This window comes from Pseudomonas wadenswilerensis (assembly GCF_900497695.1).
GTDB classification, from domain to species: Bacteria; Pseudomonadota; Gammaproteobacteria; order Pseudomonadales; family Pseudomonadaceae; genus Aquipseudomonas; species Aquipseudomonas wadenswilerensis.
Window position 1 is genome coordinate 168240 of sequence record NZ_UIDD01000012.1, and the last position, 24078, is coordinate 192317.

21 protein-coding genes are annotated in these 24078 nt (G+C 63.3%); 7 read left to right on the plus strand and 14 right to left on the minus strand.

Annotated features, from left to right (window positions below):
• The 4 genes from mutL to CCOS864_RS25570 are packed head-to-tail and all read right to left on the minus strand — an operon-like array spanning position 1 to position 4645.
• The gene (gene mutL / locus CCOS864_RS25555; protein WP_115089099.1) at positions 1 to 1902 is read right to left on the minus strand and encodes a DNA mismatch repair endonuclease MutL; all 1902 of its coding nucleotides are present in this window, start codon (positions 1900 to 1902) and stop codon (positions 1 to 3) included.
• Complete coding sequence (locus tag CCOS864_RS25560) at positions 1899 to 3323, minus strand: N-acetylmuramoyl-L-alanine amidase (RefSeq protein WP_205125920.1); 1425 nt, start codon at positions 3321 to 3323, stop codon at positions 1899 to 1901. Before CCOS864_RS25560 ends, mutL begins: the two co-directional genes overlap by 4 nt.
• A gap of 3 nt (positions 3324 to 3326) precedes the next feature.
• Entirely contained in the window at positions 3327 to 3797 is a 471-nt protein-coding gene (gene tsaE / locus CCOS864_RS25565) for a tRNA (adenosine(37)-N6)-threonylcarbamoyltransferase complex ATPase subunit type 1 TsaE (RefSeq protein WP_115089103.1), read from the minus strand.
• Positions 3785 to 4645, minus strand: a complete 861-nt coding sequence (locus tag CCOS864_RS25570) for an NAD(P)H-hydrate dehydratase (protein ID WP_115089105.1) — start codon at positions 4643 to 4645, stop codon at positions 3785 to 3787. Before CCOS864_RS25570 ends, tsaE begins: the two co-directional genes overlap by 13 nt.
• A 62-nt stretch (positions 4646 to 4707) precedes the next feature.
• Between CCOS864_RS25570 and queG the strand changes: the two genes are divergently transcribed.
• Positions 4708 to 5781: a tRNA epoxyqueuosine(34) reductase QueG gene (queG, locus tag CCOS864_RS25575; protein ID WP_115089107.1), complete on the plus strand. Its 1074-nt coding sequence runs from the start codon at positions 4708 to 4710 to the stop codon at positions 5779 to 5781.
• A 123-nt stretch (positions 5782 to 5904) separates the two neighbouring features.
• Here the strand turns inward: queG and CCOS864_RS25580 are convergent, their stop codons facing one another.
• Together CCOS864_RS25580 and orn are read right to left on the minus strand one after the other, a co-directional pair.
• Positions 5905 to 6516: a trimeric intracellular cation channel family protein gene (locus CCOS864_RS25580; protein WP_038997454.1), complete on the minus strand. Its 612-nt coding sequence runs from the start codon at positions 6514 to 6516 to the stop codon at positions 5905 to 5907.
• A 100-nt stretch (positions 6517 to 6616) separates the two neighbouring features.
• Positions 6617 to 7159, minus strand: coding sequence for an oligoribonuclease (gene orn / locus CCOS864_RS25585; protein WP_115089109.1), 543 nt, complete (start codon positions 7157 to 7159; stop codon positions 6617 to 6619).
• A gap of 91 nt (positions 7160 to 7250) precedes the next feature.
• Between orn and rsgA the strand changes: the two genes are divergently transcribed.
• A complete protein-coding gene (gene rsgA, locus CCOS864_RS25590) occupies positions 7251 to 8282 on the plus strand; it encodes a small ribosomal subunit biogenesis GTPase RsgA (RefSeq protein WP_115089110.1) in 1032 nt (343 codons plus the stop codon).
• A 258-nt stretch (positions 8283 to 8540) separates the two neighbouring features.
• Positions 8541 to 9023 (plus strand): TIR domain-containing protein, encoded by a 483-nt coding sequence (locus CCOS864_RS25595; RefSeq protein WP_115089112.1) that lies wholly within the window; start codon positions 8541 to 8543, stop codon positions 9021 to 9023.
• Positions 9024 to 9085: 62 nt separating this feature from the next.
• Here the strand turns inward: CCOS864_RS25595 and motB are convergent, their stop codons facing one another.
• Together motB and motA are read right to left on the minus strand one after the other, a co-directional pair.
• The gene (motB, locus tag CCOS864_RS25600) at positions 9086 to 10108 is read right to left on the minus strand and encodes a flagellar motor protein MotB (RefSeq protein WP_115089114.1); all 1023 of its coding nucleotides are present in this window, start codon (positions 10106 to 10108) and stop codon (positions 9086 to 9088) included.
• A gap of 3 nt (positions 10109 to 10111) precedes the next feature.
• Positions 10112 to 10963: a flagellar motor stator protein MotA gene (motA, locus tag CCOS864_RS25605; protein WP_115089116.1), complete on the minus strand. Its 852-nt coding sequence runs from the start codon at positions 10961 to 10963 to the stop codon at positions 10112 to 10114.
• 131 nt (positions 10964 to 11094) lie between these two features.
• Between motA and CCOS864_RS25610 the strand changes: the two genes are divergently transcribed.
• The 3 genes from CCOS864_RS25610 to asd are packed head-to-tail and all read left to right on the plus strand — an operon-like array spanning position 11095 to position 14359.
• Entirely contained in the window at positions 11095 to 12630 is a 1536-nt protein-coding gene (locus tag CCOS864_RS25610; protein WP_115089118.1) for an HDOD domain-containing protein, read from the plus strand.
• A gap of 46 nt (positions 12631 to 12676) precedes the next feature.
• Positions 12677 to 13486 carry a rhodanese-like domain-containing protein gene (locus CCOS864_RS25615; RefSeq protein ID WP_115089120.1) on the plus strand — a complete coding sequence of 270 codons (810 nt, stop codon included), beginning with the start codon at positions 12677 to 12679 and terminating at the stop codon, positions 13484 to 13486.
• A 9-nt stretch (positions 13487 to 13495) separates the two neighbouring features.
• The gene (gene asd / locus CCOS864_RS25620; RefSeq protein ID WP_115089122.1) at positions 13496 to 14359 is read left to right on the plus strand and encodes an archaetidylserine decarboxylase; all 864 of its coding nucleotides are present in this window, start codon (positions 13496 to 13498) and stop codon (positions 14357 to 14359) included.
• A 100-nt stretch (positions 14360 to 14459) separates the two neighbouring features.
• Here the strand turns inward: asd and serB are convergent, their stop codons facing one another.
• On the minus strand, positions 14460 to 15674 hold the full coding sequence (serB, locus tag CCOS864_RS25625; RefSeq protein WP_115089124.1) for a phosphoserine phosphatase SerB: 1215 nt from the start codon (positions 15672 to 15674) through the stop codon (positions 14460 to 14462).
• A 135-nt stretch (positions 15675 to 15809) separates the two neighbouring features.
• Between serB and CCOS864_RS25630 the strand changes: the two genes are divergently transcribed.
• Complete coding sequence (locus CCOS864_RS25630; protein ID WP_115089128.1) at positions 15810 to 17312, plus strand: HAMP domain-containing protein; 1503 nt, start codon at positions 15810 to 15812, stop codon at positions 17310 to 17312.
• Positions 17313 to 17513: 201 nt separating this feature from the next.
• On the opposite strand, the gene CCOS864_RS25635 is transcribed toward CCOS864_RS25630, so the two are convergent.
• The 5 genes from CCOS864_RS25635 to parE form a co-directional block, all read right to left on the minus strand.
• Positions 17514 to 18218 carry a PqiC family protein gene (locus CCOS864_RS25635; protein ID WP_115089130.1) on the minus strand — a complete coding sequence of 235 codons (705 nt, stop codon included), beginning with the start codon at positions 18216 to 18218 and terminating at the stop codon, positions 17514 to 17516.
• A gap of 176 nt (positions 18219 to 18394) precedes the next feature.
• Positions 18395 to 20653 carry a DNA topoisomerase IV subunit A gene (parC, locus tag CCOS864_RS25640; protein WP_115089132.1) on the minus strand — a complete coding sequence of 753 codons (2259 nt, stop codon included), beginning with the start codon at positions 20651 to 20653 and terminating at the stop codon, positions 18395 to 18397.
• A gap of 10 nt (positions 20654 to 20663) precedes the next feature.
• Positions 20664 to 21182: a retropepsin-like aspartic protease family protein gene (locus CCOS864_RS25645; RefSeq protein ID WP_038997467.1), complete on the minus strand. Its 519-nt coding sequence runs from the start codon at positions 21180 to 21182 to the stop codon at positions 20664 to 20666.
• Entirely contained in the window at positions 21179 to 22165 is a 987-nt protein-coding gene (locus tag CCOS864_RS25650; RefSeq protein ID WP_115089134.1) for an esterase-like activity of phytase family protein, read from the minus strand. The genes CCOS864_RS25645 and CCOS864_RS25650 overlap by 4 nt, the downstream gene beginning before the upstream one ends.
• Positions 22162 to 24066 (minus strand): DNA topoisomerase IV subunit B, encoded by a 1905-nt coding sequence (parE, locus tag CCOS864_RS25655; protein WP_115089136.1) that lies wholly within the window; start codon positions 24064 to 24066, stop codon positions 22162 to 22164. The genes CCOS864_RS25650 and parE overlap by 4 nt, the downstream gene beginning before the upstream one ends.
• Between the last annotated feature and the right edge of the window lie 12 nt (positions 24067 to 24078).

Sequence of the window (24078 nt, forward strand, 5' to 3'; positions counted from 1 at the left end):
TCATCGACCGCGCAGGAACAGTTTGTCCAGATCGTCCAGGCCCATCTGGGTCCAGGTCGGTCGGCCATGGTTGCATTGACCGCTGCGCTCGGTGTTTTCCATGTCGCGCAGCAGGCCGTTCATTTCCGGGATGGCCAGGCGCCGGTTGGCGCGGATCGCGCCGTGGCAGGCCATGGTCCCGAGCAGTTCGTTCAGGTGCGCCTGAATACGGTCGCTGGTGCCGTATTCCATCAGGTCCGCCAGTACATCCTGAACCAGGCGATTGGCCTCGGCTTGCTTGAGCAGCGCCGGAATCTGCCGGATCGCCAGGCTTTCCGGGCCCAGGCGCTGCAACTCGAAGCCCAGGCGCTGGAACCACTCGGCGTGCTCTTCGGCGCAATCGGCTTCGCGCTGGCTCAAAGCCAGGGATTCCGGCACCAGCAGCGGTTGGCCGCTGAGGCCTTCGCTGGCCATGGCCACCTTGAGGCGCTCGTACATGATCCGCTCATGGGCGGCGTGCATGTCAACCAGCACCAGGCCGACGGCGTTTTCGGCAAGGATATAGATGCCCTTGAGCTGAGCCAGGGCGTAACCCAGAGGCGGGATGTCGCCCTGGCCTTCGGGCAATGCAGCAGGCGCGGCATCGTTCAGTGGGGCAAAGAACTCACGGTACACACCCTGGGCTTCGGCCGCAGGCAATGCCTGGGCTGGCCGCGGTGTGTACTGATACTGATAGCCAGCACCACTGCCATTGCTGCCCAGGGACGGGCGCAGGCCTGGCTCGGCAGGCGGCTGCTCGAGCAGATTGGCGGCCAGGCGCATCTCGCCCTGAGGTCCGAACTCACCCGCCTGAATGCCGCTGGGACGGACGATCTCGCCGGTCGCAGCAGGCGCGGCCAACTGGTCTTCCGGGCGCACATCGGCCAGGGCGCGGTGCAAGGTGCCGTATAGAAAGTCGTGAACCATGCGCCCGTCACGGAAGCGCACTTCGTGCTTGGTCGGGTGCACGTTGACGTCGACGCCTGTCGGGTCGACTTCGAGAAACAGCACAAAGGTCGGGTGCCGACCGTTGAACAGCACGTCGCGATAAGCCTGGCGCACGGCGTGGGCGACTAGCTTGTCGCGCACTGCGCGGCCGTTGACGAAGAAGTACTGAAGGTCGGCCTGACTGCGCGAGAAGGTCGGCAGGCCGACCCAGCCCCACAGGTGCAAGCCGTTGCGCTCGACTTCGATCGGCAGCGCCTGCTCAAGGAAGCCCGGGCCACAAATAGCGGCTACGCGGCGAGCGCGAGCAGTGTCGTCATGGGCTTCGTGCAGGCTGAGAATGCTTTTGCCGTTGTGACGCAGGTGAAAACCCACGTCGAAACGCGCCAGCGCCAGGCGCCGGATCACTTCCTGCAGGTGATCGAATTCAGTTTTCTCGGTCTTGAGGAACTTGCGCCGGGCTGGAGTATTGAAGAACAGGTCGCGCACTTCCACCGAGGTGCCGACCGGATGCGCCGCAGGCTGCACCCGCGGGGCCATGTCGCGGCCTTCGGTTTCCACCTGCCAGGCCTGCTCGGCGTCACGGGTGCGCGAGGTCAGGGTCAGGCGGGCGACCGAACTGATCGAGGCCAGGGCCTCACCACGAAAGCCCAGGCTCATGACCCGCTCGAGGTCTTCCAGGTCGCGGATCTTGCTGGTGGCGTGCCGGGCCAGGGCCAGCGGCAGGTCATCGGCAGCGATACCACCACCGTCGTCGCGCACCCGCAGCAACTTGACGCCGCCCTGCTCGACTTCGACGTCGATGCGTTTGGCACCGGAGTCCAGGCTGTTTTCCAGCAGCTCCTTGATTACCGAAGCCGGGCGCTCGACTACCTCACCAGCAGCAATCTGGTTGGCCAGCCGCGGGCTGAGCAGCTCGATCCGGGCACTGCTGCTCATTGCTGGGCCGCCAGTGCCGTGGTCGGGATGTTCAGGTGCTGGCCGACTTTCAGCTCATCGGTCTTCAGGCTGTTGGCACTGCGCAGGCTGGCAACGCTGACCTGATAGCGCACGGCGATCATCGCCAAGGTCTCGCCCGGGCGCACCGAATGCTCGCGTGGGCCCTGGGCAATCTTGCCGCTGTCACGCAGCCAGGCGACATAAGTGCCCGGCGGCGGGTTCTGCTGGAAGAACTGGCGCACGCCACTGTGAATCGAGCGGGCGAGGGACTGCTGGTGGCTCGGGGTCGCCAGCTTGGCGGCCTCGTTGGCGTTGGAGATAAAGCCGGTTTCCACCAGGATCGACGGGATGTCCGGCGATTTCAGCACCATGAACCCGGCCTGTTCGACGCGCTGCTTGTGCAGCGGCGTGATACGGCCCATGTTGCCCAGGACCTTCTGCCCGACGTTGAGGCTGGAGCTCAGCGAAGCGGTCATCGACAGGTCGAGCAGCACACCGGCGAGCATGCGGTCCTTGTCATCGAGGCTGACGTTGCCGGCACCACCGATCAGGTCGGAGCGGTTTTCGCTGTCGGCCAGCCAGCGCGCGGTTTCCGAGGTGGCACCGCGATCGGACAAGGCGAACACCGAGGCACCAAACGCGGCCTTGGACGGCGCGGCGTCAGCGTGGATCGAAATGAACAGGTCGGCGCCCTTCTTGCGGGCAATCTCGGTGCGTTTACGCAGCGGGATGAAGTAGTCGCCGGTACGCGTCAGCTCGGCGCGGAAGCCCTTCTCGGAGTTGATCTGGCGCTGCAGTTCCTTGGCGATGGCCAGGACGATGTCTTTTTCGTGTTGGCCGCGCGAGCCGGAAGCCCCCGGGTCTTCACCGCCGTGACCGGCGTCGATGGCGATGACGATGTCACGCTTGCCATTGGGCACCGGGGTCAGCTTGATCGCCGGTTGCGCCGGGGTCACCGGCACCGCAGGCGTGGTGGCGACCGGCGGGGTCGGCGGCGGGGTGACGGCGTCGGCCTCCTGGTCGAACAGATCGACCACCAGGCGGTTGCCGTACTGCGCGTTGGGCGCCAGGGTGAAGCTCTTGGGCGTCACCGACTTCTTGAGGTCAACCACCACGCGCAGGTCGGTGGGCGTACGCTGGGCCGAGCGCACGCTGGTAATCGGGGTGTTGGAGGTGGACACTGAAAGCGGCGCGGCCAGGGTCGCGCCATTGATGTCGATCACCAGGCGATCCGGGGCGGTCAGGGTAAATACGCTGTGCTGCACAGGGCCCGAGAGGTCGAAGACCAGCCGTGTGTTATCCGGCGCTCGCCATAAACGCATACTTTTGACTTGCGTAACGGCCAGAGCGTCCACGGCTACTGCCGTAAGCAGCAGTCCTACGACAGAAACCAGTGCGCGAATGCGCATACCTATCCCCATTTTCTATTTGAATTCCAAGGCCAGAGCGGCACACCAGGCTTCGCCACGTGCCCCCTGCGGCGACAGGTTGAGCGAACGACCGCTCGCCTGGGGGCTTATGGTAATGGTCAGGTCGGGCTTTGGCAAAATGCCCGCCCCTTTTTGGGGCCATTCGAACAGGCACAGGGCGTCATCTTCGAAGTAATCGCGGATGCCCATGAACTCCAGCTCCTCCGGATCGACCAGACGGTAGAGGTCGAAATGGAAGGCGCGGATGTCGCCAATCTCGTAAGGCTCAACCACTGTAAAGGTAGGACTTTTTACTGCGCCTTGGTGCCCAAGGCCACGAATAATGCCTCGCGACAGGGTGGTCTTGCCGGCCCCCAGGTCCCCTTCAAGAAAAATCACGCCGTGACCTTGGGTCACTTCGGCAATGCGGTTGCCGAAGTGGACCATGGCCTCTTCATCGGCCAAAAACAGGGTTATGCCAGACACGCTGAATGCTCCTCCAATAACTGACGAATTGCCGGGACCATGTCGCTGGCCGCCAGGCCACGGCCCTGAACGCCCAGGCGCTCGCCGGCGCAGGCATGCAGCCAGACGCCCAGGCAGGCCGCTTCCCAGGCCGACATGCCCTGGGCCAGCAAGGCGCCGAGCACACCACTGAGCACATCACCCAGGCCGGCGCCAGCCATCGCCGGATGACCGCGCGAGCAGAGCGCCAGTTGCCCCGCCGGATCGGCCACCAGGGAGCCAGAGCCTTTCAGCACACATACGACCGCATATTTACGCGCGAGTTTGCGCGCCGCGCCAGGCCGGTCGGCCTGCACGGCTTCGGTGGATACACCAAGCAGACGAGCGGCCTCCCCCGGATGCGGGGTAATGATGCTGCCTTTGGGCAGCGGCAAGGGCGTGCAAGCCAGCAGGTTGAGGGCATCGGCGTCCCACACCTGTGGCACCTGGCTGCTGGCCACCGCCGACAACAGGCTGCGCCCCCAGGCCGCTTGGCCGAGGCCAGGGCCAACCACCAGCACCGAAGCCCGCTCGATCGGCGTCATCAATTGATTGGCCGAATGCACGCCCAGGCTCATCACCTCGGGCAAGCGGGCCATGGCCGCGGGCACATGCTCAGGCCGGGTGACCAGCGACACCAGCCCGGCGCCGCAGCGCAAAGCGGCTTCGGCACTGAGCAGCGCCGCGCCGCCGGTACCGCGATCACCACCGACCACCAGCACATGGCCGAAGTCGCCTTTATGAGCGCCGGCATGACGTGGTGCCAGGGGCGCAAGGGTGACGCTGGTGAGCCGATGCGGCTCGTTTGTGGGGTGTTTGGTCTGAGGCATGGGTCAAAGGCTCTGATGTCTGGCAGAATTATACGCACCTGAGTCCGTATTGCCTTATTCCCATGTCTGCTTCCGCCCCCGACCTACCCACGCTGGCCCAATCGATCAAGGATTGGGGCCGAGAGCTTGGCTTTGCCCATGTCGGCATCGCCGGGGTAGACCTGGGCGAGCACGAAAAACACCTGGAACGCTGGCTCGAAGCCGGCTACCACGGCGAAATGGACTACATGGGCGCCCACGGCAGCAAGCGCTCGCACCCGGATGAGCTGGTGCCAGGCACCTTGCGCGTGGTCTCGCTGCGCATGGACTACCTGCCGGGCGACACGCGCATGGCCCAGCAACTGGCCCAACCGGAGAAGGCCTACATCTCCCGTTACGCCCTGGGTCGCGATTACCACAAGCTGGTGCGCAAACGCGTGCAACACCTGGCCGAGCGCATCCAGAAGGACATAGGCCCGTTTGGCTTTCGTGCTTTTGTCGACAGCGCCCCGGTGCTGGAAAAGGCCATTGCCGAGCAGGCCGGGCTGGGCTGGATCGGCAAGAACACCCTGCTGCTCAATCGCAAGGCCGGGAGTTACTTCTTTCTCGCCGAACTGTTCGTCGATATGCCGCTGCCGGTCGACCCACCGCAGGCCAGCGAACATTGCGGGCGCTGCAGCGCCTGCCTGGACATCTGCCCGACCCAGGCCTTTGTTGGCCCGTATGTGCTGGATGCCAGGCGCTGTATCTCGTACCTGACCATCGAGCTGAAAAGCGCGATCCCCGAAGAGCTGCGACCGTTGATCGGTAATCGGGTGTTCGGTTGCGACGACTGCCAGATTGTCTGCCCGTGGAACCGTTTTGCCCGCCCTACCGGCGAGAGTGACTTCAAGCCCCGGCACAACCTCGATAGCGCCGGGCTTGCCGAGCTGTTCATGTGGGATGAGCAGACCTTCCTCGACAGCACCGAAGGCTCACCGCTGCGCCGTGCCGGTTATGAGCGCTGGTTGCGCAACCTGGCGGTGGGCTTGGGCAATGCGCCGTCGACTATCCAGGTACTGGAGGCGCTCAAGGCGCGGCAGGATTTTCCGTCGGAGCTGGTGCGCGAGCATGTGGAGTGGGCGTTGGCGCAGCATGCCGAGCGGCAGGCTGGCTGAATCAGCGGCGCGGCCATCGCTGGCAAGCCAGCTCCCACAGGGGACCAGGCGGGTTGCATTATTGAGACCGGTCAGGGGCTATGTGGGAGCTGGCTTGCCAGCGATGAGGCCGGCACAAGCAAATCAATGCTCGTCGTTGTAATGAAACTTCGGCATCTCCCAATGGAACCGAATCGCCAGCAGCCGTAGCAGGAAGCCGCCAAACAAGGTCAGCAAAATCGCCTGCTCGCCCGGCACATTGAAGTACACACAGCCCAGATAGAACCAGGCCGCAGCGAACGACACACTGGCATACAACTCGCGGCGGAAGATCAGCGGAATATCGTTACAGAAGATATCCCGAAGAATGCCGCCAAACACCCCGGTAATCACCCCGCTGATCGATGCCACCAGCATGCCCTGGCCCATTTCCAGCGCGGTCATGCAGCCAATCAGGGTGAAGGCCACCAGCCCCAGGGCATCGAGCACCAGGAACAGCGAGCGCAGGTGGCGCATCAGCGGTGCAATAAAGATGGTCATCAGCGCCGCGAAACTGGTCAGCACCAGGTATTCCGGGTGCTTGACCCAGGTCAGCGGGTAATGCCCCAACAACACATCGCGCACTGAACCACCGCCCAGAGCGGTGATGCAGGCGATCAGCACCACACCGAACCAGTCCATGCCGCGACGGCCAGCAGACAGTGCACCGGTCATGGCTTCGGCGGTGATAGCAATGAGGTAGAGCATCAACAACATGGCGCAGATCCGTGCAAAGGGGCGCGCAGTCTAACCAGTTGCCACAGGCACCAAAAGGGGGCGCCGCGCGGATTGTCTGTACAAGCCGGCGGCGCTGCACTCAGAACTTGATGAAGTGCTCGCGATAATGGCGCAGTTCGTTGATCGACTCGCGAATATCGTCCAGTGCCAGGTGGGTGCCACCCTTCTTGAAGCTGTCGCGCACTTCCGGGGCCCAGCGTGCCGCCAGCTCCTTGAGGGTCGAAACGTCGAGGTTGCGGTAGTGGAAGTAGTTTTCCAGGTTGCGCATGTGGCGGTAGAGGAACCGGCGGTCCTGGCAGATGCTGTTGCCACAGATCGGCGACTTGCCCTTCGCTACCCACTGCTCCAGGAAGGCGATGGTCCGGGCCTCGGCTTCGGCCATGCTGACCTTGCTGTCCTTGACCCGTTGGGTCAGGCCGGAGGCGCCGTGGGTGCGAGTGTTCCACTCATCCATGCGCGCCAGCACCTCGTCACTGTGGTGGATAGCGATCACCGGGCCTTCAGCCAGGGTGTTGAGGTCGCTGTCGGTGACGATGGTGGCCATTTCGATAATGACGTCTTGATCCGGATCCAGACCGGTCATTTCCAGGTCGATCCAGATCAGGTTCTGTGGGTTCTGCATGATTCTGCTCCTCGGTAGGTGCGCAGTTTAGCCTAGTGGAGCGTGCTAAACTCCCCGCCGTTAAATATTGCCTCCCGAACACGGAACCTTCATGGCCAAACGCCAGCTCAATCGACGCCAGAACTGGCGCATCGAAAAAATCCAGGGTGAACGCGCTGCCCGCGCCGCCAAACGCGAACAACAGACCCTGAAGGAGCTCGAAGGCGGCGACCTCGGCCCGGAACAACTGGGCCTGGTCATCGCCCACTTTGGCGTGCAGGTCGAAGTCGAAGCCCAGGACGGCGACGTTGCCGGCCAGGTGTTCCGTTGCCACCTGCGGGCAAACCTGCCGGCGCTGGTGACTGGCGACAAGGTGGTGTGGCGTGCGGGCAACCAGGGCATTGGCGTGATCGTAGCGCAATTGCCGCGCCACACCGAGTTGTGCCGCCCGGACAGCCGCGGCCAGCTCAAGCCGGTGGCGGCAAACGTCGACCTGATCGTGATCGTTTTCGCACCGGCACCGGAACCTCATGCCAACCTGATCGACCGCTATCTGGTAGCGGCCGAACATGCCGGCATCCGGCCCTTGCTGCTGCTGAACAAGGCGGACCTGATCGACGAGCAGAATGCCCCGGCACTCAATGCATTGCTGGCGGTGTACCGGCAGCTCGGCTACCCGCTACTGGAAGTGTCGGCCCACCACGGCAATGGCATGGCGCAGTTGCAGGCACAGCTCGACGGCCATATCAGTGTGTTTGTCGGGCAGTCCGGGGTTGGCAAGTCGTCGCTGGTCAACAGCCTGTTACCTGAAGTGCAGACCCGCGTCGGTGATCTGTCGGAATGGTCCGGCCAGGGTACCCACACCACTACCACCGCCCGTCTTTACCACTTCCCCGGTGGTGGCGAACTGATCGACTCCCCGGGCATCCGCGAATTCGGCCTGGGCCATGTCAGCCGCGCCGATGTCGAAGCCGGCTTCATCGAGTTCACCGACCTGCTCGGCACCTGCCGCTTCCGCGACTGCAAACACGACCGCGAGCCCGGTTGCGCCCTGCTCAAGGCCCTCGAAGACGGCCGCGTGCAACAACAGCGGATGAACAGCTATCGCTCGATCATCGCCAGCCTGCCGCAAGACAGCTACTGAAACGCATGAGGCTCGGAAACGAGCCTCAACCCGCTGTTTTGTAGGACCAGCCTGTAGGACTTTTTACCCAAACAAGTAGGGCGCATCTTGTTTGTTGGTCGTACCTTGCTGTCCGGAAGACTTTCGCTGATTGTCACCTTTCAAGATTCGCCGCCATGAAGCGAATCAACCCATGCCCTGCGTATGAAAGGAATCAACCATGACAATTCAGCTTTTGCGCATCGATGCCACTCCCTCCAGCGTGGGAGGGCACTACTGATGCCAGTCTTTATCAGTTATCGCCACAGCGAACGCCTGGACGCCTTCATTATCAATGAACGGCTCAAGCTCGAAGGCATCAGTACCCAACTGGACCTGTTCGACAGTGGGGCACAGCAGACCACCGACGATATCAGCGGCATCATCCGCCGCAACATCAGCCAGTGCACTCATCTGATCGCCGTGCTCGCCCCCGAGACCGCCGATGCCTGGTGGGTACCCTTCCAGCTCGGCGCCGCCACCCTGGTCAACCGCCGGGTAGCCTTCTACCAGTGCGCAGAGGCTACATTGCCGGCGTATCTCGAAAAGTGGCCAACCATGACCAACCGCGAACACATCGACCTGTACGTTCGCGCCTACCATGACGAGCAGACCTTCAAGCGCTCCATTGACAGTGAAGCCTGCGAGGCCAATGCCACCAACCGCTCCAACGCCGACTTCTTCCATGCCGACCTGAAGGCCAAGATCCGCCGCGGCTTCTAGCCTGTAGCGCAAAAAAACGCCCGTGGGCATCGCTGCGCACGGGCGTTTTCACGCAAGCAGGCTTACTGCTTGTTTTCGTCCATCTTCAACACGCCGTCTTCGAAGATGTTCAGCTTCTGACGCAACTCCCGTGGCTGCATCGGCTCGGGCTCGGCCGCCGGGGCCTGCTCTTGCGTTGCACCCGGTGCCGGCGTCGCGGTGCCTGGCTGTGCGGCATCGGGGGCGGCAGGCTGGTTCTGCTCGCCTTCGATGGTGCGCTGGGCCTTCTTGGTCAGGACGATGATGTCGATACGGCGGTTGACCGGATTGAGCGGGTTCTGCCGGTCGAACAACGACGACGAGGCATAGCCCACCACCCGCGCCACCTGGGTATCCGGGTAGCCACCGGCGACCAGCGCGCGACGGGCCGCGTTGGCGCGGTTGGCCGACAGCTCCCAGTTGCCGAAGTCACCAGTACCGGCGTACGGCTTGGCATCGGTATGGCCACTGATGCTGATCTTGTTCGGCACCGCCTTGATGGTATCGGCCATCGCCAGCAGGATGTCCTCGAAGTACGGCTGCAAGCGCGCGCTGCCAAGGTCGAACATCGGCCGGTTCTCGGCGTCCATGATCTGGATGCGCAGCCCGTCCTGGGTGATCTCGAAGAGAATCTGGTCCTTGAACTTCTGCAGTTGCGGGTTCTCTTCGACCTTGTTCTGCAGCTCCTGCAGCAGCAATTCCAGGCGCTCGCGCTCGACCTGCTCGGCCATGCTCTCGACCTTGTCCTGGTCCAGCTGCAGGCTGGTGTCAGGGGTTGGCTCGGACTTCACTTCCGGGTTAATGGTCTTTTCCGGGGCGAGTTGGGGCGAACCGCCCAGATCGATGATGTAGGGTGTACCGCTTTCGGAGAAACCGATCGGGTCCTTGAAATAGCCGGCAATGGCAATCTTCTGCTCGGGCGTGGCCGTCGACAGCAGCCACAGCACCAGGAAGAACGCCATCATCGCCGTGGCAAAGTCGGCGAAGGCAATCTTCCAGGCGCCACCGTGGTGGCCGTCGCCAAAGCGCTTGATGCGCTTGACGATAATGGGCTGATTATTTTCCATGGCTTAGCGACCGCGAACTGCTTGTTCCAGCTCGGCGAAGCTCGGGCGGTGGGCAGGGAAAAGCACCTTGCGCCCGAATTCCACGGCCAGCGATGGCGGCATGCCCGAGGCCGAAGCCACCAGCGAGGCCTTGATCGCCTCATAGACGTTCAGCTCTTCCTTGGCGTCATGGCGCAAGGACGTGGCCAGCGGGCCGAAGAAACCGTACGCGGCGAGAATACCGAAGAAGGTACCGACCAGCGCTGCACCGACGTGCAGGCCGATGGACTTCTGGTCGCCGTCGCCCAGCGAGGCCATGGTCACCACGATCCCCAGTACCGCGGCAACGATACCGAAACCCGGCATGCCGTCGGCGATGCCGTTGACGGCATGGGACGGGTGCTCGAGTTCTTCCTTCATGCTCAGCAGTTCCATGTCGAACAGGCCCTCAAGCTCGTGCGGGGCCATGTTGCCGGTGGACATGATGCGCAGGTAGTCACAGATGAACGCGGTCATGCGTTCATCACCCAGTACCGCCGGATACTTGGCGAAAATCGGGCTGGCAGCGGCGTCTTCGATATCGGCTTCGATCGCCATCATGCCTTCGCGACGGGATTTGTTGAGAATCTCGTAGACCAGGCCCAACACCTCGATATAGAAGGTGTGGGTAAAACGCGTGCCGAACATCTTCAGCGACTTCTTGACTACATGCATGGTCATGTAGCCAGGGTTGGCCTGGAGGAACGCACCGAATGCAGCGCCACCGATAATCAGCACTTCGAAAGGCTGGATCAGGGCCGCAATCTTGCCGTGGGAAAGTACATATCCGCCGAGCACACTCGCGAATACGACGATGATGCCGATAATTTTAGCCATAGATAGAAAGCACTTACTGTCGTGGTCAGGGTCGTGAGCGGAAGTTAAAAAAACTCTTCTTCTACTTATCGGCAGAACTGCGCCAGACTATAGTCAGTCAAGGCGAAAAGCCAGTTCGGCCTACCTCCAGCATGCCTATTGAAACCATCGTGCCAAGTCAAACACCAAAAACACTCGATGCCTGGGTCAAGCTCCTCGACAGCGTACGCTTGCCAGTTCCGCTGGCCAGTTACGAGCGGGTAAAAATCGCCATCGGCGATAGCCGCCGCTCGTTGCGCGACATCGCCGAACTGATGCAGGACAGCCCGGCACTGGTGCTCAGTGTCATGCGTGAGGCCAACCACCACAGCAATACCAGCACCGGCGAGGCAGCCGAGAGCCTGGAGGTCGCGCTCAACCGCCTGGGCCTGGCGCGCACGGCGGAGTTGCTGGAACGCCTGCCGGCCATGCCCGAGGGCGAGATTGCGCCAACCCTGCGTCAGTTGCAGGTTGTCAGCCAGCATGCTAGCCAGCAAGCCAACGGCCTGTTCGCCAGCCGCCTGGCGCGCCTGTGGCAAGAGATTCACTGGGGCAGCCTGTTGTTCCTCTCGCCGCTGTGGCCGCTGGCGCTGACTCATCCCAAGCTCCTTGATGAGTGGGAGCTGCGCGTGGTGCATAGGGGCGAATCGGCACCCAGGGTGGAAATAGAGCTGTTCGGCGTCCGGGTCATGAGCCTGTGCAAGGCCCTGGCGGAACACTGGCGCCTGCCGGACTGGGTAACACGCGGTTACCATTTGCTCCAGGAAGAGCGCCGGTTACTGGCCCAGGCGATCCTCATCGCCCGTGACCAGGACAGTCTGCACCAGCAACAGCACCTCGACGATCAGCCGAGCTTGCGCCGCTGGTTCAATCAGCCGGCCAATACCGTGCTACTGGCCAACGGCCTGGCCCTGGCCGCGCAGGTGGGCTGGACCAATCCGCACGTGCAGCGCTGGCAATTGCTCACCAGCCTTTACCTGCAAACTCCGCTGGACGACGTGCAGCAACTGGTGCACCAACAAGCCGCGATCAGCGCCCGTCATCACGCCTGCCCAGGCCTGTTCCACCCGGCCGAATCCCTGCTCTGGCCTTGGCATCAGCAACGCCTGCACCAAGGTCAGATCGCCCCTGCGCCCCCTTCGGCTCAAGCCCTGGGTATCTGGCGCAAGCTCTGCGGCGAGTTGCTGGCCGAGCCCAGCCCGTTCAGCAATGCCATCCACCTGACCACCCTTGCCCGCGACGCCCTGATCGCCTGCGGCATGCAGCGGGTGATGCTACTGATGACCGACAAGACCCAGAGCCAGTTGCGGGTCCATCAGATTGCCGGCGTGCCGGCAGATGCCGCCAGCCTGGTGCTGCCCATCGACCAGAGCAAATTGCTGCAACGCTTGTTGAGCAAATCGGCGCAACTGCGCCTGACCCCGGAAAACCACGCCCAGTTCTCGGCCCTGCTGCCGACCAGCCTGCGCGCACTGTTTCGCAGCGAGCACCTGTTGCTGCGCTCATTGTCGAGCAATGGCCGGGGGGTGATGCTGCTGGTCGCCGACCAGGGCGGCAAGCCATTGGCGGACGTCAGCGTGCAAGCCTTCGGCAAAACTGCGCAATGTATCGAGCGGGCCCTGACCGCCTTCAGCAACCGCAGCGCCTGAGCCATGCGCTACAATCGCCCCCTCTGTTCCGCTCTGGAGACTCTGGATGACTGACTTTTCTGGCTTGCCCCTGGTAATCGAGCCGGCTGACCTGCAAGCCCGGCTGGATGCGCCAGAGCTGATCCTGGTCGACCTGACCAGCGTTAACCGCTACGCCAGCGGGCATATTCCCGGTGCACGCTTCGTCGACCCGAAGCGCACGCAACTGGGCCAGCCTCCAGCGCCGGGCCTGTTGCCGGCCAAGGCCGACCTGGAAAAACTGTTTGCCGAGCTCGGCCATAACGCCAATGCGGTCTACGTGGTCTATGACGACGAAGGCGGCGGCTGGGCCGGGCGCTTCATCTGGTTGCTGGATGTCATCGGTCATTGCCGTTACCACTACCTCAACGGTGGCGCTCAGGCGTGGCCGGCGAGCACCCTCAGCACTGAAGTACCGGCCAATGCCAGCGGCACGCTCAACCTGACCCTGCACGAAGAGCCAACGGCCACCCGCGAATACCTGCAAAGCCGCCTCGGCGCCGCCGACCTGGCGATCTGGGACGCGCGCAGCCCGGCTGAGTACCGGGGCGAGAAAGTCCTGGCTGCCAAGGGCGGGCACATTCCCGGCGCAGTCAATTTCGAGTGGACCGCCGGCATGGACATGAACGATGCCCTGCGCATCCGCAAGGACATGCCCGAGATCCTCGAACAGCTCGGCATCAGCAAAGACAAGGAAGTGGTCACCCACTGCCAGACTCATCACCGTTCCGGCTTTACCTACCTGGTGGCCAAGCATCTGGGCTACCCTCGGGTCAAAGCCTATGCCGGATCCTGGGGCGAATGGGGCAACCACCCCGACACCCCTGTCGAAGTTTAAGGAAACCTAATGAAATCCCGCTTGTTCATCATCAGCCAGTACCTGCTGCCTCACCACCTGCTCTCGCGCCTGGCCGGCTGCATCGCCGAATGCCGCGTGCGCTGGTTCAAGAACGCCTTCACCAGCTGGTTCGCCAAGCGCTACCAGGTGGACATGTCCCAGGCCCTGGTCGAAGACGTCACTGCCTACGAGCACTTCAACGCCTTCTTCACCCGCGCCCTCAAGCCGGGTGCGCGTCCGCTGGACGAAACCCCGGGGGCGATCCTCTGCCCGGCCGACGGTGCCGTCAGCCAGCTCGGCCCGATCGAGCACGGCCGCATCTTCCAGGCCAAGGGCCATAGCTTCAGCGCCCTGGAACTGCTGGGCGGCGACCCTGCCAATGCCGCGCCGTTCATGGGTGGCGAGTTCGCTACCATCTACCTGTCGCCCAAGGACTACCACCGCGTGCACATGCCGCTGGCCGGCACCCTGCGCGAGATGATCTACGTGCCGGGCCGGCTGTTCTCGGTCAACCAGACCACTGCCGAAAACGTTCCGGAACTGTTCGCCCGCAACGAGCGAGTCGTCTGCCTGTTCGATACCGAACGCGGGCCGATGGCCGTGGTGCTGGTGGGCGCGATGATCGTCGCCTCGATCGAAACCGTCTGGGCTGGGCTGGTCACGCCACCCAAGCGTGAACTGAAAACCGTGCGCTACGACGAAGCCAGCCGTGCGCCGATCCATCTGGAAAAAGGCGCCGAACTGGGCCGTTTCAAGCTGGGTTCGACTGCTGTCGTGCTGTTCGGGCCAGAGCAAGTGAAGTGGGCCGAAGAACTTGGCGCCGGCTCGGCGGTGAGCATGGGCCAGCGCCTGGCACTGCCGGCACAAGCCTGAAAATGAAAAAGCCCGCATCAATGCGGGCTTTTTCATACCTGTGGGAGCGGGCTTGCCCCGCGATGAGGCCGGTAAAACCAAATCGGTGACGCCTGGTCCGTCAGACGCGACCGTCGCGATCCCGGAAACCCAACAGGTACAGCACACCATCCAGGCCCAGGGTCGAGATCGCCTGCTTGGCCGACTGCTTGACCAGCGGCTTGGCCCGGAAAGCCACGCCCAGGCCGGCAATCGCCAGCATCGGCAGGTCGTTGGCGCCGTCACCGACGGCAATGGTCTGCTCCATCTGCAGGCCTTCCTTGCGCGCCAGCTCGCCAAGCAGGTCGGCCTTGCGCTGGGCATCGACGATCGGCTCGACCGCCACACCCGTTAACTTGCCATCGACCACTTCCAGCTCGTTGGCGAACACATAATCGATGCCCAGCTTGGCTTGCAGTTGCTTGGCAAAATAGGTGAAGCCGCCGGAGAGGATGGCCGTCTTGTAGCCCAGGCGCTTGAGCTCGGCGAACAGCGTCTCGGCGCCTTCGGTCAGGCGCAGCGAAGCACCGATCTCGTCCAGTACGCCAACGTCCAGACCCTTGAGCAGCGCCAGGCGCTCCTTGAAGCTGGCACGGAAATCCAGCTCGCCGCGCATGGCCCGCTCGGTGATTTCGGAAACCTGCTCGCCTACACCGGCGGCCTTGGCCAGCTCGTCAATGACTTCGGCTTCGATCAACGTCGAGTCCATGTCGAACACCGCCAGGCGGCGGTTGCGACGGAACAGCGAATCCTGCTGGAAGGCGATGTCGACGTTCAGTTCCTGGGCGACGCTGAGGAACTCGGCGCGCAGGGCTTGCGGATCAGCCGGCTCGCCACGTACCGAGAACTCGATGCAGCCCTTGCTCTGCTCAGCCGGCGTATCCAGTGCCACACGACCCGACAGGCGATCGATATGGTCGATATTCAGGCCGTACTTGGCCGTGATCGAGCTGACGCGCTGCAATTGTTCGGCAGTGACCTTGCGGGTCAGCAGGGTGACGATATGTCGGGCCTTGCCCTGACCTTCGACCCAATTCTGGTAGTCGGCTTCGGAAACCGGGGTAAAACGTACCTGCTGGTCGAGTTCGTAGCCCGCAAACAGGATGTTCTTGAGCACCGATGAGGCCTTCTCGGTATCCGGGATTTCGACCAGGATGCCAAAGGACAGGGTGTCGTGAATCACCGCCTGACCGATGTCGAGGATGTTCACACCACCCTGGGCCAGGACGCCGGTGATGGCCGCGGTAAGACCCGGGCGGTCTTCACCGGTGATGTTAATCAGAACGATTTCGCGCAAGACGGGCTCCGACTCATTGAAAAAAAGCGCATTCTACCGATTTTCGCTGACCATCGGGCGCAGTCGATACTTTGCCCGCCCCTGAGCGCTCGCTATACTGCGCAGCAACTTCTCCGACATAAAGAGCCGCGCTCTGTGAACCGGCCCACGCCCGTTAAGACCGACAACTTCTTCCTGCTGATCTTCCACGCCCTGCGCCAACGCCGAATACCGCTGGCGCTGCGTATCGCCTGCCATAACGTGTTCCTGGTGGCACTGGCGCTGGTGATCTACGCCTGCGTGATGGGCCTGCAGTTCAAGGAGGCCATGCATGAGCAAGCCGATGCCCTTGGGCAGAGCCTGACCACCCAGACTGCTACCTCGGCCACCGAGCTGCTGGTGTCCAACGACATCCTCAGCCTCAACGTGCTGCTCGGCAACCTGGTGAAGAATCCGCTGGTGGCCCACGCGGCGATCTACAGCGTCGACAACCGGATCCTCGCCGAAGCCGGCCAGCGCCCGAAAAACGGCCTGCTGGGCGAGGCCGAAGGCCTGTACCAGACCAAGATCACCTTCCAGGATGTAACTGCCGGGCAACTGCGCATCAGCCTGGACATGAGCCAGTTCCAGCAGCCGCTGACCATCAGCCTGCAGAGCATGGGCATCCTCGCCGGTATCCTGCTGGCCCTGGCATTGGCCATGAGCCTGCGCCTGGGTCGCTATATCTCCACGCCGCTGTTGCAGCTGCGGGTCTGGCTGCGCGACATCAACGAGTTCACCCCGGCGATCGAGCGCCAGGATGAAATCGGTGACCTGGCGCGCCAGCTGCACACGCGCCTGGCCCCGCCGCCACGGGAAGTCGAGCCGGAAGAAGAAGCCGAAGAATCCTTCGACGAGGATGAACCGGAGTTCGAAGTGCGCAACTTGCGTGACCCGAGCTTCGACGAACAACCTGCCGTGAGCAAGGCCGCCAAACCGGTAAAACCTGCGGCGGATGACGACAGCGATGATGCCTTCGCCGACCTGCTCGACGAAGACCACAGCGCCGCCCCTGCCCCGGCTGCCCCGATCAACCGCGAGCCACAGGCCAGCGCCGTGCTGGCGGTGCAACTGGGCTCCCAGGAGCAACTACGGCGTCTGCCACGCACGCGCTTGACCGAGCTGCTGGAACGCTACCGCGACTGCCTCGACCAGGCTGCCTCGCTGTATGAAAGCGAAGTGCACACCCTCAACGACGGCAGCACCCTGCTGTTGTTCCACAGCCAGGACAGCGGCGAGGACTACCTCACCAATGCCATCTGCTGTGGCGAGCTGCTGCGTGCCCTGGGTCATGCCCTGCAGATCGAAGTGGCTGACAGCGGCATCACCCTGCAGCTGCAACTGGGCCTGGCCCTGGGTGAAGACCTGCACGGCCTGAGCCAGATCGACCTGCTGCTGACTGAAAAGGCCCAGGACGCCCTGGCCCTGTCGCAGCACAGCCGCAACCTGCTGCTGGTCGAGCGCAAGATCAGCGACGATGCCCTGGTGCGCCAGCGCGCGCGCATTCGCCCGATCGCCAGCCCCGAAGGCGCCTGCTGTGTCGAGCGCTTGATGGAGCCGTATCCGTCGATGCTGGAGCGGCAATTGGCGCGGATGCATGAGCGCCGGGTCAAGAGCTGAGCCCCTGCTACACAAAAAGCCCGCAGTGATGCGGGCTTTTTTATTGCCCTGTAGGAGCTGGCTTGCCAGCGATGAGGACAGACCCGTTCTGGCTGACTTACGACCGCTTCACGGCCGATCGCTGGCAAGCCAGCTCCCACAGGTAGGATGAGCGCCCACAAAAAAGCCCGCATCACTGCGGGCTTTTTGTAACCACTCGACTCAGAAGCGGAACACTTCCAGATCAGTACGAATCGGCGTAGCCAAAGGAATCTTCGATTTCTCCGGCTCTTTACGCACCTGAACCGGCGCGGCCTTCTTCGGTTGTTCTTCAACCACTGCAGGCTGATTGGCCAGCGGCTTCAAGGCAATGCTCAACTGCTCGGCGAGCTTTTGCAGCAACTGGCCCTGGGCTTGAACCTGGGCAGACTCGCTACCCTGGTGCTGTTGCTCCAGGTGCACGATGCGGTTGTCACGGACCTGGCCACGGCGGTCCAGCAGGCGCCACTGGGCGTCGAGGATCGCTGGCTGGTTGGTACCGGAGTCCAGGCGGGTAATCGACAGCAGAACCTGTACATCCGGGGTAAAGCCGGTGCTGGCCGGGGCCAGGACCACGCGCTGGCTGTCCAGGCGCCAGGCCAGCTGACGGACCAGCAACTGGTCGATGTCTGCCGACAGGCTACCGGCCCAACGGCCATCGGTGGCTGCGGTCAGGCTACCATCGGCCTGACGCTGCAGCAGGGTCTCGCGTTGCAGGTAATCGGCGATCGACACAGGGCCGAGCACCACCGCCATGCCAGCGCTTTGCTTGGGTTGGCCAGGCTCACCGCTGTCGAGCTGATACAGGGATACCGGCTGGTGCATGCTGCAACCGGCCAATCCGAGCACGCCACACAGCAGAACCAACGGAAGGCGCAGAAATTTCATCATCCCATCCAGGCGGTCGCCACAAGGCAAACCGCAGTGATACTCATATAGATTCGTTTGGATACACAGCCACGCTGGTACCGCAAGGAGCCTATCATCCGCGAAATAGCGGCTCGACTCCAGTGTTTCAACCGCGAACGGGCACGAAAATACCCGTTCAGGCTGTCTAACCCGGCTTATCCGGGTATTTCGACCAACAGCGCGTCAACCCGCTGGAAGCCACGGGGCAGCTTGTTGCCACGGCGCCCGCGCTCACCCTTGTAATGTTCGAGATCGTCGGCCTTGAGAGACAGGGTACGCTTGCCGGCCTGCAATACAAGCGTCGCACCGTCAGGAATGACCGCCAGATCGGTAACAAATTCTTCACGCGAGGCGACCCGGTCACCCGGGATACCGATGATCTTGTTGCCCTTGCCTTTACCCAGCTGCGGCAGGTCGCTGATCTTGAAGATCAGCAGCCGACCTTCGGTGGTCACCGCTGCCAGCCAGTTATGCTCACGGTCGGCCACGGGCCGCGGCGCAATGACCTTGGCGCCGTTCGGCAGGCTGAGCAAGGCTTTACCGGCCTTGTTCTTGGCCTGCAGGTCTTCGCCCTTGACCACGAAGCCGTAGCCGGCGTCGGAGGCGATCACATACAGGGCGTCATCTTCAGGCAACAGCACGCAATCGAAGCTCGCGCCCGGCGGCGGCGTCAGGCGGCCGGTCAGCGGCTCGCCCTGGCCACGAGCCGATGGCAAGGTATGGGCGGCCAGCGAGTAGCTGCGGCCAGTGGAGTCGATAAGCACGGCAAACTGATTCGAGCGCCCGGCGGCGGCGGCCTTGAAGCCATCGCCCGCCTTGTACGACAACCCCGTGGCGTCGATATCATGACCCTTGGCGCAACGCACCCAGCCCTTCTCCGACAGCACCACGGTGACCGGCTCGGTCGGCATCAGCTCGTTTTCCGACAGGGCCTTGGCTTCGGCACGCTCGACGATTGGCGAACGGCGGTCGTCGCCATAGGTTTCGGCATCCTTGATCAGCTCGGCTCGTACCAGCTTGCGCAGCTTGGTTTCGCTGCCGAGCAGGGCGGTCAACTTGGCTTGTTCCTTGGCCAGCTCGTCCTGCTCGTTGCGGATCTTCATCTCTTCCAGGCGCGCCAACTGGCGCAGACGCGTCTCGAGGATGTACTCGGCCTGGGTTTCGGTCAGGTCAAAACGGGCGATCAGCGCGGCTTTTGGCTGGTCCTCGGTACGGATGATGTGGATCACTTCATCCAGGTTGAGGAAGGCTACCAACAGGCCTTCGAGCAGGTGCAGGCGGCGTTCGACCTTGTCCAGGCGGAATTTCAGTCGGCGGCGCACCGTCTGCACGCGGAATTCCAGCCACTCGACCAGCAGCGCCCGCAGGTTCTTCAACTGCGGGCGGCCGTCCAGACCGATGATGTTGACGTTTACCCGGTAGCTGGACTCAAGGTCGGTAGTCGCGAACAGGTGCTGCATCAGCTCGTCGAGGTCGACCCGGTTGGAACGGGCGATGATGACGATTCGGCACGGGTTCTCGTGGTCCGACTCGTCGCGCAGGTCGGCGACCATCGGCAGCTTCTTGGCCTGCATCTGTGCGGCGATCTGCTCCAGCACCTTGGCCCCGGAGACCTGGTGCGGCAGCGCGGTGACGACGATATCGCCGTCCTCGATGCGATACACCGCGCGCATGCGCACCGAACCACGGCCGCTTTCGTAGATTTTCAACAGCTCGGCGCGCGGGGTGATGATCTCGGCTTCGGTCGGGTAGTCCGGGCCCTGGATATGCTCGCAAAGCTGCTCGACCGTGGCCTTGGGCTCATCGAGCAGACGCACGCAGGCCGAGGCGACTTCGCGCAGGTTGTGCGGCGGCACGTCGGTGGCCATGCCCACGGCGATACCGGTGGTACCGTTGAGCAGGATGTTCGGCAGACGCGCCGGAAGCACCGCAGGCTCGTCGAGGGTACCGTCGAAGTTCGGCACCCAGTCTGCCGTGCCCTGGCCCAGTTCGCTGAGCAGCACTTCTGAGTAACGCGACAGGCGTGCCTCGGTGTAACGCATGGCAGCGAAGGACTTCGGATCGTCCGGCGCACCCCAGTTGCCCTGGCCATCGACCAGGGTGTAGCGGTAGCTGAACGGCTGCGCCATCAGCACCATGGCTTCGTAGCAAGCCGAATCGCCATGGGGGTGGAACTTGCCGAGCACGTCACCGACGGTACGCGCCGACTTCTTGTGCTTGGAGTCGGCGTCCAGGCCCAGTTCGCTCATGGCGTAGACGATGCGCCGTTGCACCGGCTTCAGGCCGTCGCCGATATGCGGCAAGGCCCGGTCCATGATCACGTACATGGAGTAGTTGAGGTAGGCCTGTTCGGTGAAGTCAGCCAGTGACCGGCGCTCTACGCCATCGAGGCTGAGATCAAGGGAGTCGCTCATGCGGGCCTCATCATTTCAGGTTCTGGCGCAGCAGCAAGGTGCCGCCACGCTGGGTAAATTCGAGTTGTTTCAGGGCACTCATGCCCAGTAATACCTGTTCGCCATCCAGCCCCGGCACCACCAGCGCGCGCACATTGCGCAGGAGGATATCGCCCAGTTGCAGCTGATCCAGCCGCGTGCGGTAGCCCTGGGTGCGGCCATTGGCGGTACTCAGCATCACCGGCGCACCGCGCTCCAGGCCAAGCTTGCCGGCCAGGGCTTCGGGAATCGCCACGTCGGTCGCCCCGGTATCGAGCAGAAAATGTACCGTCTGACCGTTTATCCGGCCATCGGCGACGAAATGTCCCTGGCCATTACCGGCCAGCTGCACTTCGATGTAACCCTCGCCATGTTGCGAGGTGACCACGGCATTGGGGTTGGCCTGACGCTGTTCCCACTCGCCGAAAAAGCGCGTGGCCAGGAACAGACCGGCCGCCCAGGCGAGGATCAGCAGTATCCGGCCTGCACGCTTGCCCGGCGGCTGGCTCACGATTTGGCACTCCAGCCACCGGCCGGCGCGGCAAAGCGCCAGACGATCGGTCGCGATTCGCCGTCCTGGCGGGTCGCACCGTTGTTGTCCAGGCCGATCCAGGCGCCCTTGTCATCGATCACCAGCGCTTCGGCCAAGCCAAAGGGTTGTGAGTAACGCCGAGGTTCGGCCAGGGCATCGGCGGCAAATGACCAGCAGCGTTCGACCTTGGCAGTCTGCGCGTCCCGCCGGCAGATCCGGTAGGCATTGCGTTCCAGGGTAAAAAGCTTGTCGTTGAACAGCGCCAGGTCGGCAAAGTCCCGCGCGACCGGGCGCGGCTTGGCCATCTGCGGCGGTTGCATCTCGACCCCGGCTTCGCTGAGCAGCACGCAGCCGTTGCCACAGTTCCAGGTGGTTTGCTGGCGATTGATCAACAGCAGGCCACGGCGCTCGCGCTCGGCCGCCAGCCAGATACGGTCACCGGCCGGGCTCACCGCCAGGCCTTCGAACAGCGCGTTGAAATGCAACAACATGCCGCTGGCCCGCGCCTGGCGGACCATGCTCGAGTCGATCTTCAGCCAGTTGGGCGCGCCCTCCACCGGGACCTGCAGCACTGCCGCATGGGCTTCGCTGACCAGGTAGTGATTGCCGGCGGCATCGCAGCTCAGGCCTTCAAAATCCAGCTCGCCGCCGCGCACCTGCGAGGCGGCCCAGGTACGCGAACGCAAGCCCCACGGCAAGCCGCTTTCCGGTACCGGTGGTACCTCCATGTGCAGCGCTTGCGCTTGCCACACGGAGGCCGAGGTATCCAGGCGGTAGAGCAGCTCGTCGTCACGGTCAGAAACCGCCCACAGGCCGCCACGGCATTCGCTCAAGCCGGACAGGTTGCCGCCGCGCATGCCTTCGACCGGGTGCTCGGCGACCAGCTTGAGTTCAGGCCACGGCGCTGCCAGTGCGGGAAGCGTCAACAGCGCCAGTGCTGCAGTCAGGGCCAGACGTATCAAGCCAGGACCTCGGCCAGGTTACCTTTGGATTCCAGCCAGCTCTTGCGATCGCCGGCGCGCTTTTTGGCCAGCAGCATGTCCATTATCTCGCGGGTGCCGTCCAGATCGTCCAGGGTCAGCTGGACCAGGCGCCGGGTGTTCGGGTCCATGGTGGTCTCGCGCAGCTGCGGCGGGTTCATCTCACCCAGGCCCTTGAATCGAGTGACCTGCGGCTTGCCGCGTTTCTTCTCGGCCACCAGGCGGTCGAGGATGCCGTCGCGTTCGGCTTCGTCGAGGGCGTAGTAGATTTCCTTGCCCAGGTCGATGCGGTACAGCGGCGGCATGGCTACATACACATGGCCAGCCTCGACCAGCGGGCGGAAGTGCTGGACGAACAGCGCGCAAAGCAAGGTGGCGATGTGCAGGCCGTCGGAGTCGGCGTCGGCGAGGATGCAAATCTTGCCGTAACGCAGCTGGCTCATGTCGGCAGCGCCGGGATCGACACCAATGGCCACGGCAATGTTGTGCACTTCCTGGCTGGCAAGCACTTCGCCGCCATCGACTTCCCAAGTGTTGAGGATCTTGCCGCGCAGCGGCAGGATGGCCTGGAACTCTTTGTCACGCGCCTGCTTGGCCGAACCACCTGCCGAGTCACCCTCGACCAGGAACAGCTCGGCGCGCATCGGGTCCTGCCCGGCACAGTCAGCCAGCTTGCCAGGCAGTGCCGGGCCCTGGGTGACGCGCTTGCGCTCGACCTTCTTGCTCGCTTTCAGACGCCGGCCGGCGTTGTTGATCGCCAGTTCCGCCAGTTGCATACCCAGCTCGGGGTGGGCGTTGAGCCACAGGCTGAAGGCATCCTTGACCACGCCGGAAACGAACGCGGCGGCCTCGCGGGAGGACAGGCGCTCTTTGGTCTGCCCGGAGAACTGCGGCTCCTGCATCTTCATCGAGAGCACGAAGCTGATGCGCTCCCAGACGTCTTCCGGCGCCAGCTTGACGCCGCGCGGCAGCAGGTTGCGGAACTCGCAGAACTCGCGCATGGCATCGAGCAGGCCCTGGCGCAGGCCGTTGACGTGGGTACCGCCCTGGGCCGTGGGAATCAGGTTGACGTAGCTTTCCTGGACGCTGTCGCCGCCTTCGGGCAGCCACAGCAGGGCCCAGTCGGCGGCTTCCTTGTTGCCGGCCAGGCTGCCGCAGAACGGCTCGTCGGGCAGGCGCAGGTAGTCGCTGACCGAATCGACCAGATAGGAACGCAGGCCGTCTTCGTAGTGCCACTCGACCTTCTCGCCGGTGCCTTTGTCTTCGAAGCTGACCAGCAGCCCCGGGCACAATACGGCCTTGGCCTTGAGCACATGCTTGAGGCGGCTGATGGAGAACTTCGGCGAATCGAAATACTTCGGGTCGGGGGCGAAATACACGCTGGTGCCGGTGTTGCGCTTGCCAACGCTACCGACCACTTCCAGTTCGGTGGCCTTGTAGCCATCGGCGAAGGTCATCTGGTACTCGTTGCCGTCGCGCTTGACCTTGACCCGCACCTGGCTGGACAAGGCGTTGACCACCGAAATACCGACCCCGTGCAGACCGCCGGAGAACTGGTAGTTCTTGTTGGAGAACTTGCCGCCGGCGTGCAGTTTGGTGAGGATCAGCTCGACCCCGGAGACGCCTTCTTCAGGGTGGATGTCCACCGGCATGCCGCGACCATCGTCGGACACTTCCAGGGAATGGTCGGCGTGGAGGATCACCTGCACCGACTTGGCGTGCCCGGCCAGGGCTTCGTCGACACTGTTGTCGATCACTTCCTGGGCCAGGTGGTTCGGCCGGCTGGTATCGGTGTACATGCCCGGGCGCTTGCGCACCGGGTCAAGGCCGGAGAGGACTTCGATGGCGTCTGCGTTATAGGCACTAGCGCTGGGAATGGCCATGGGTTCTCGTCG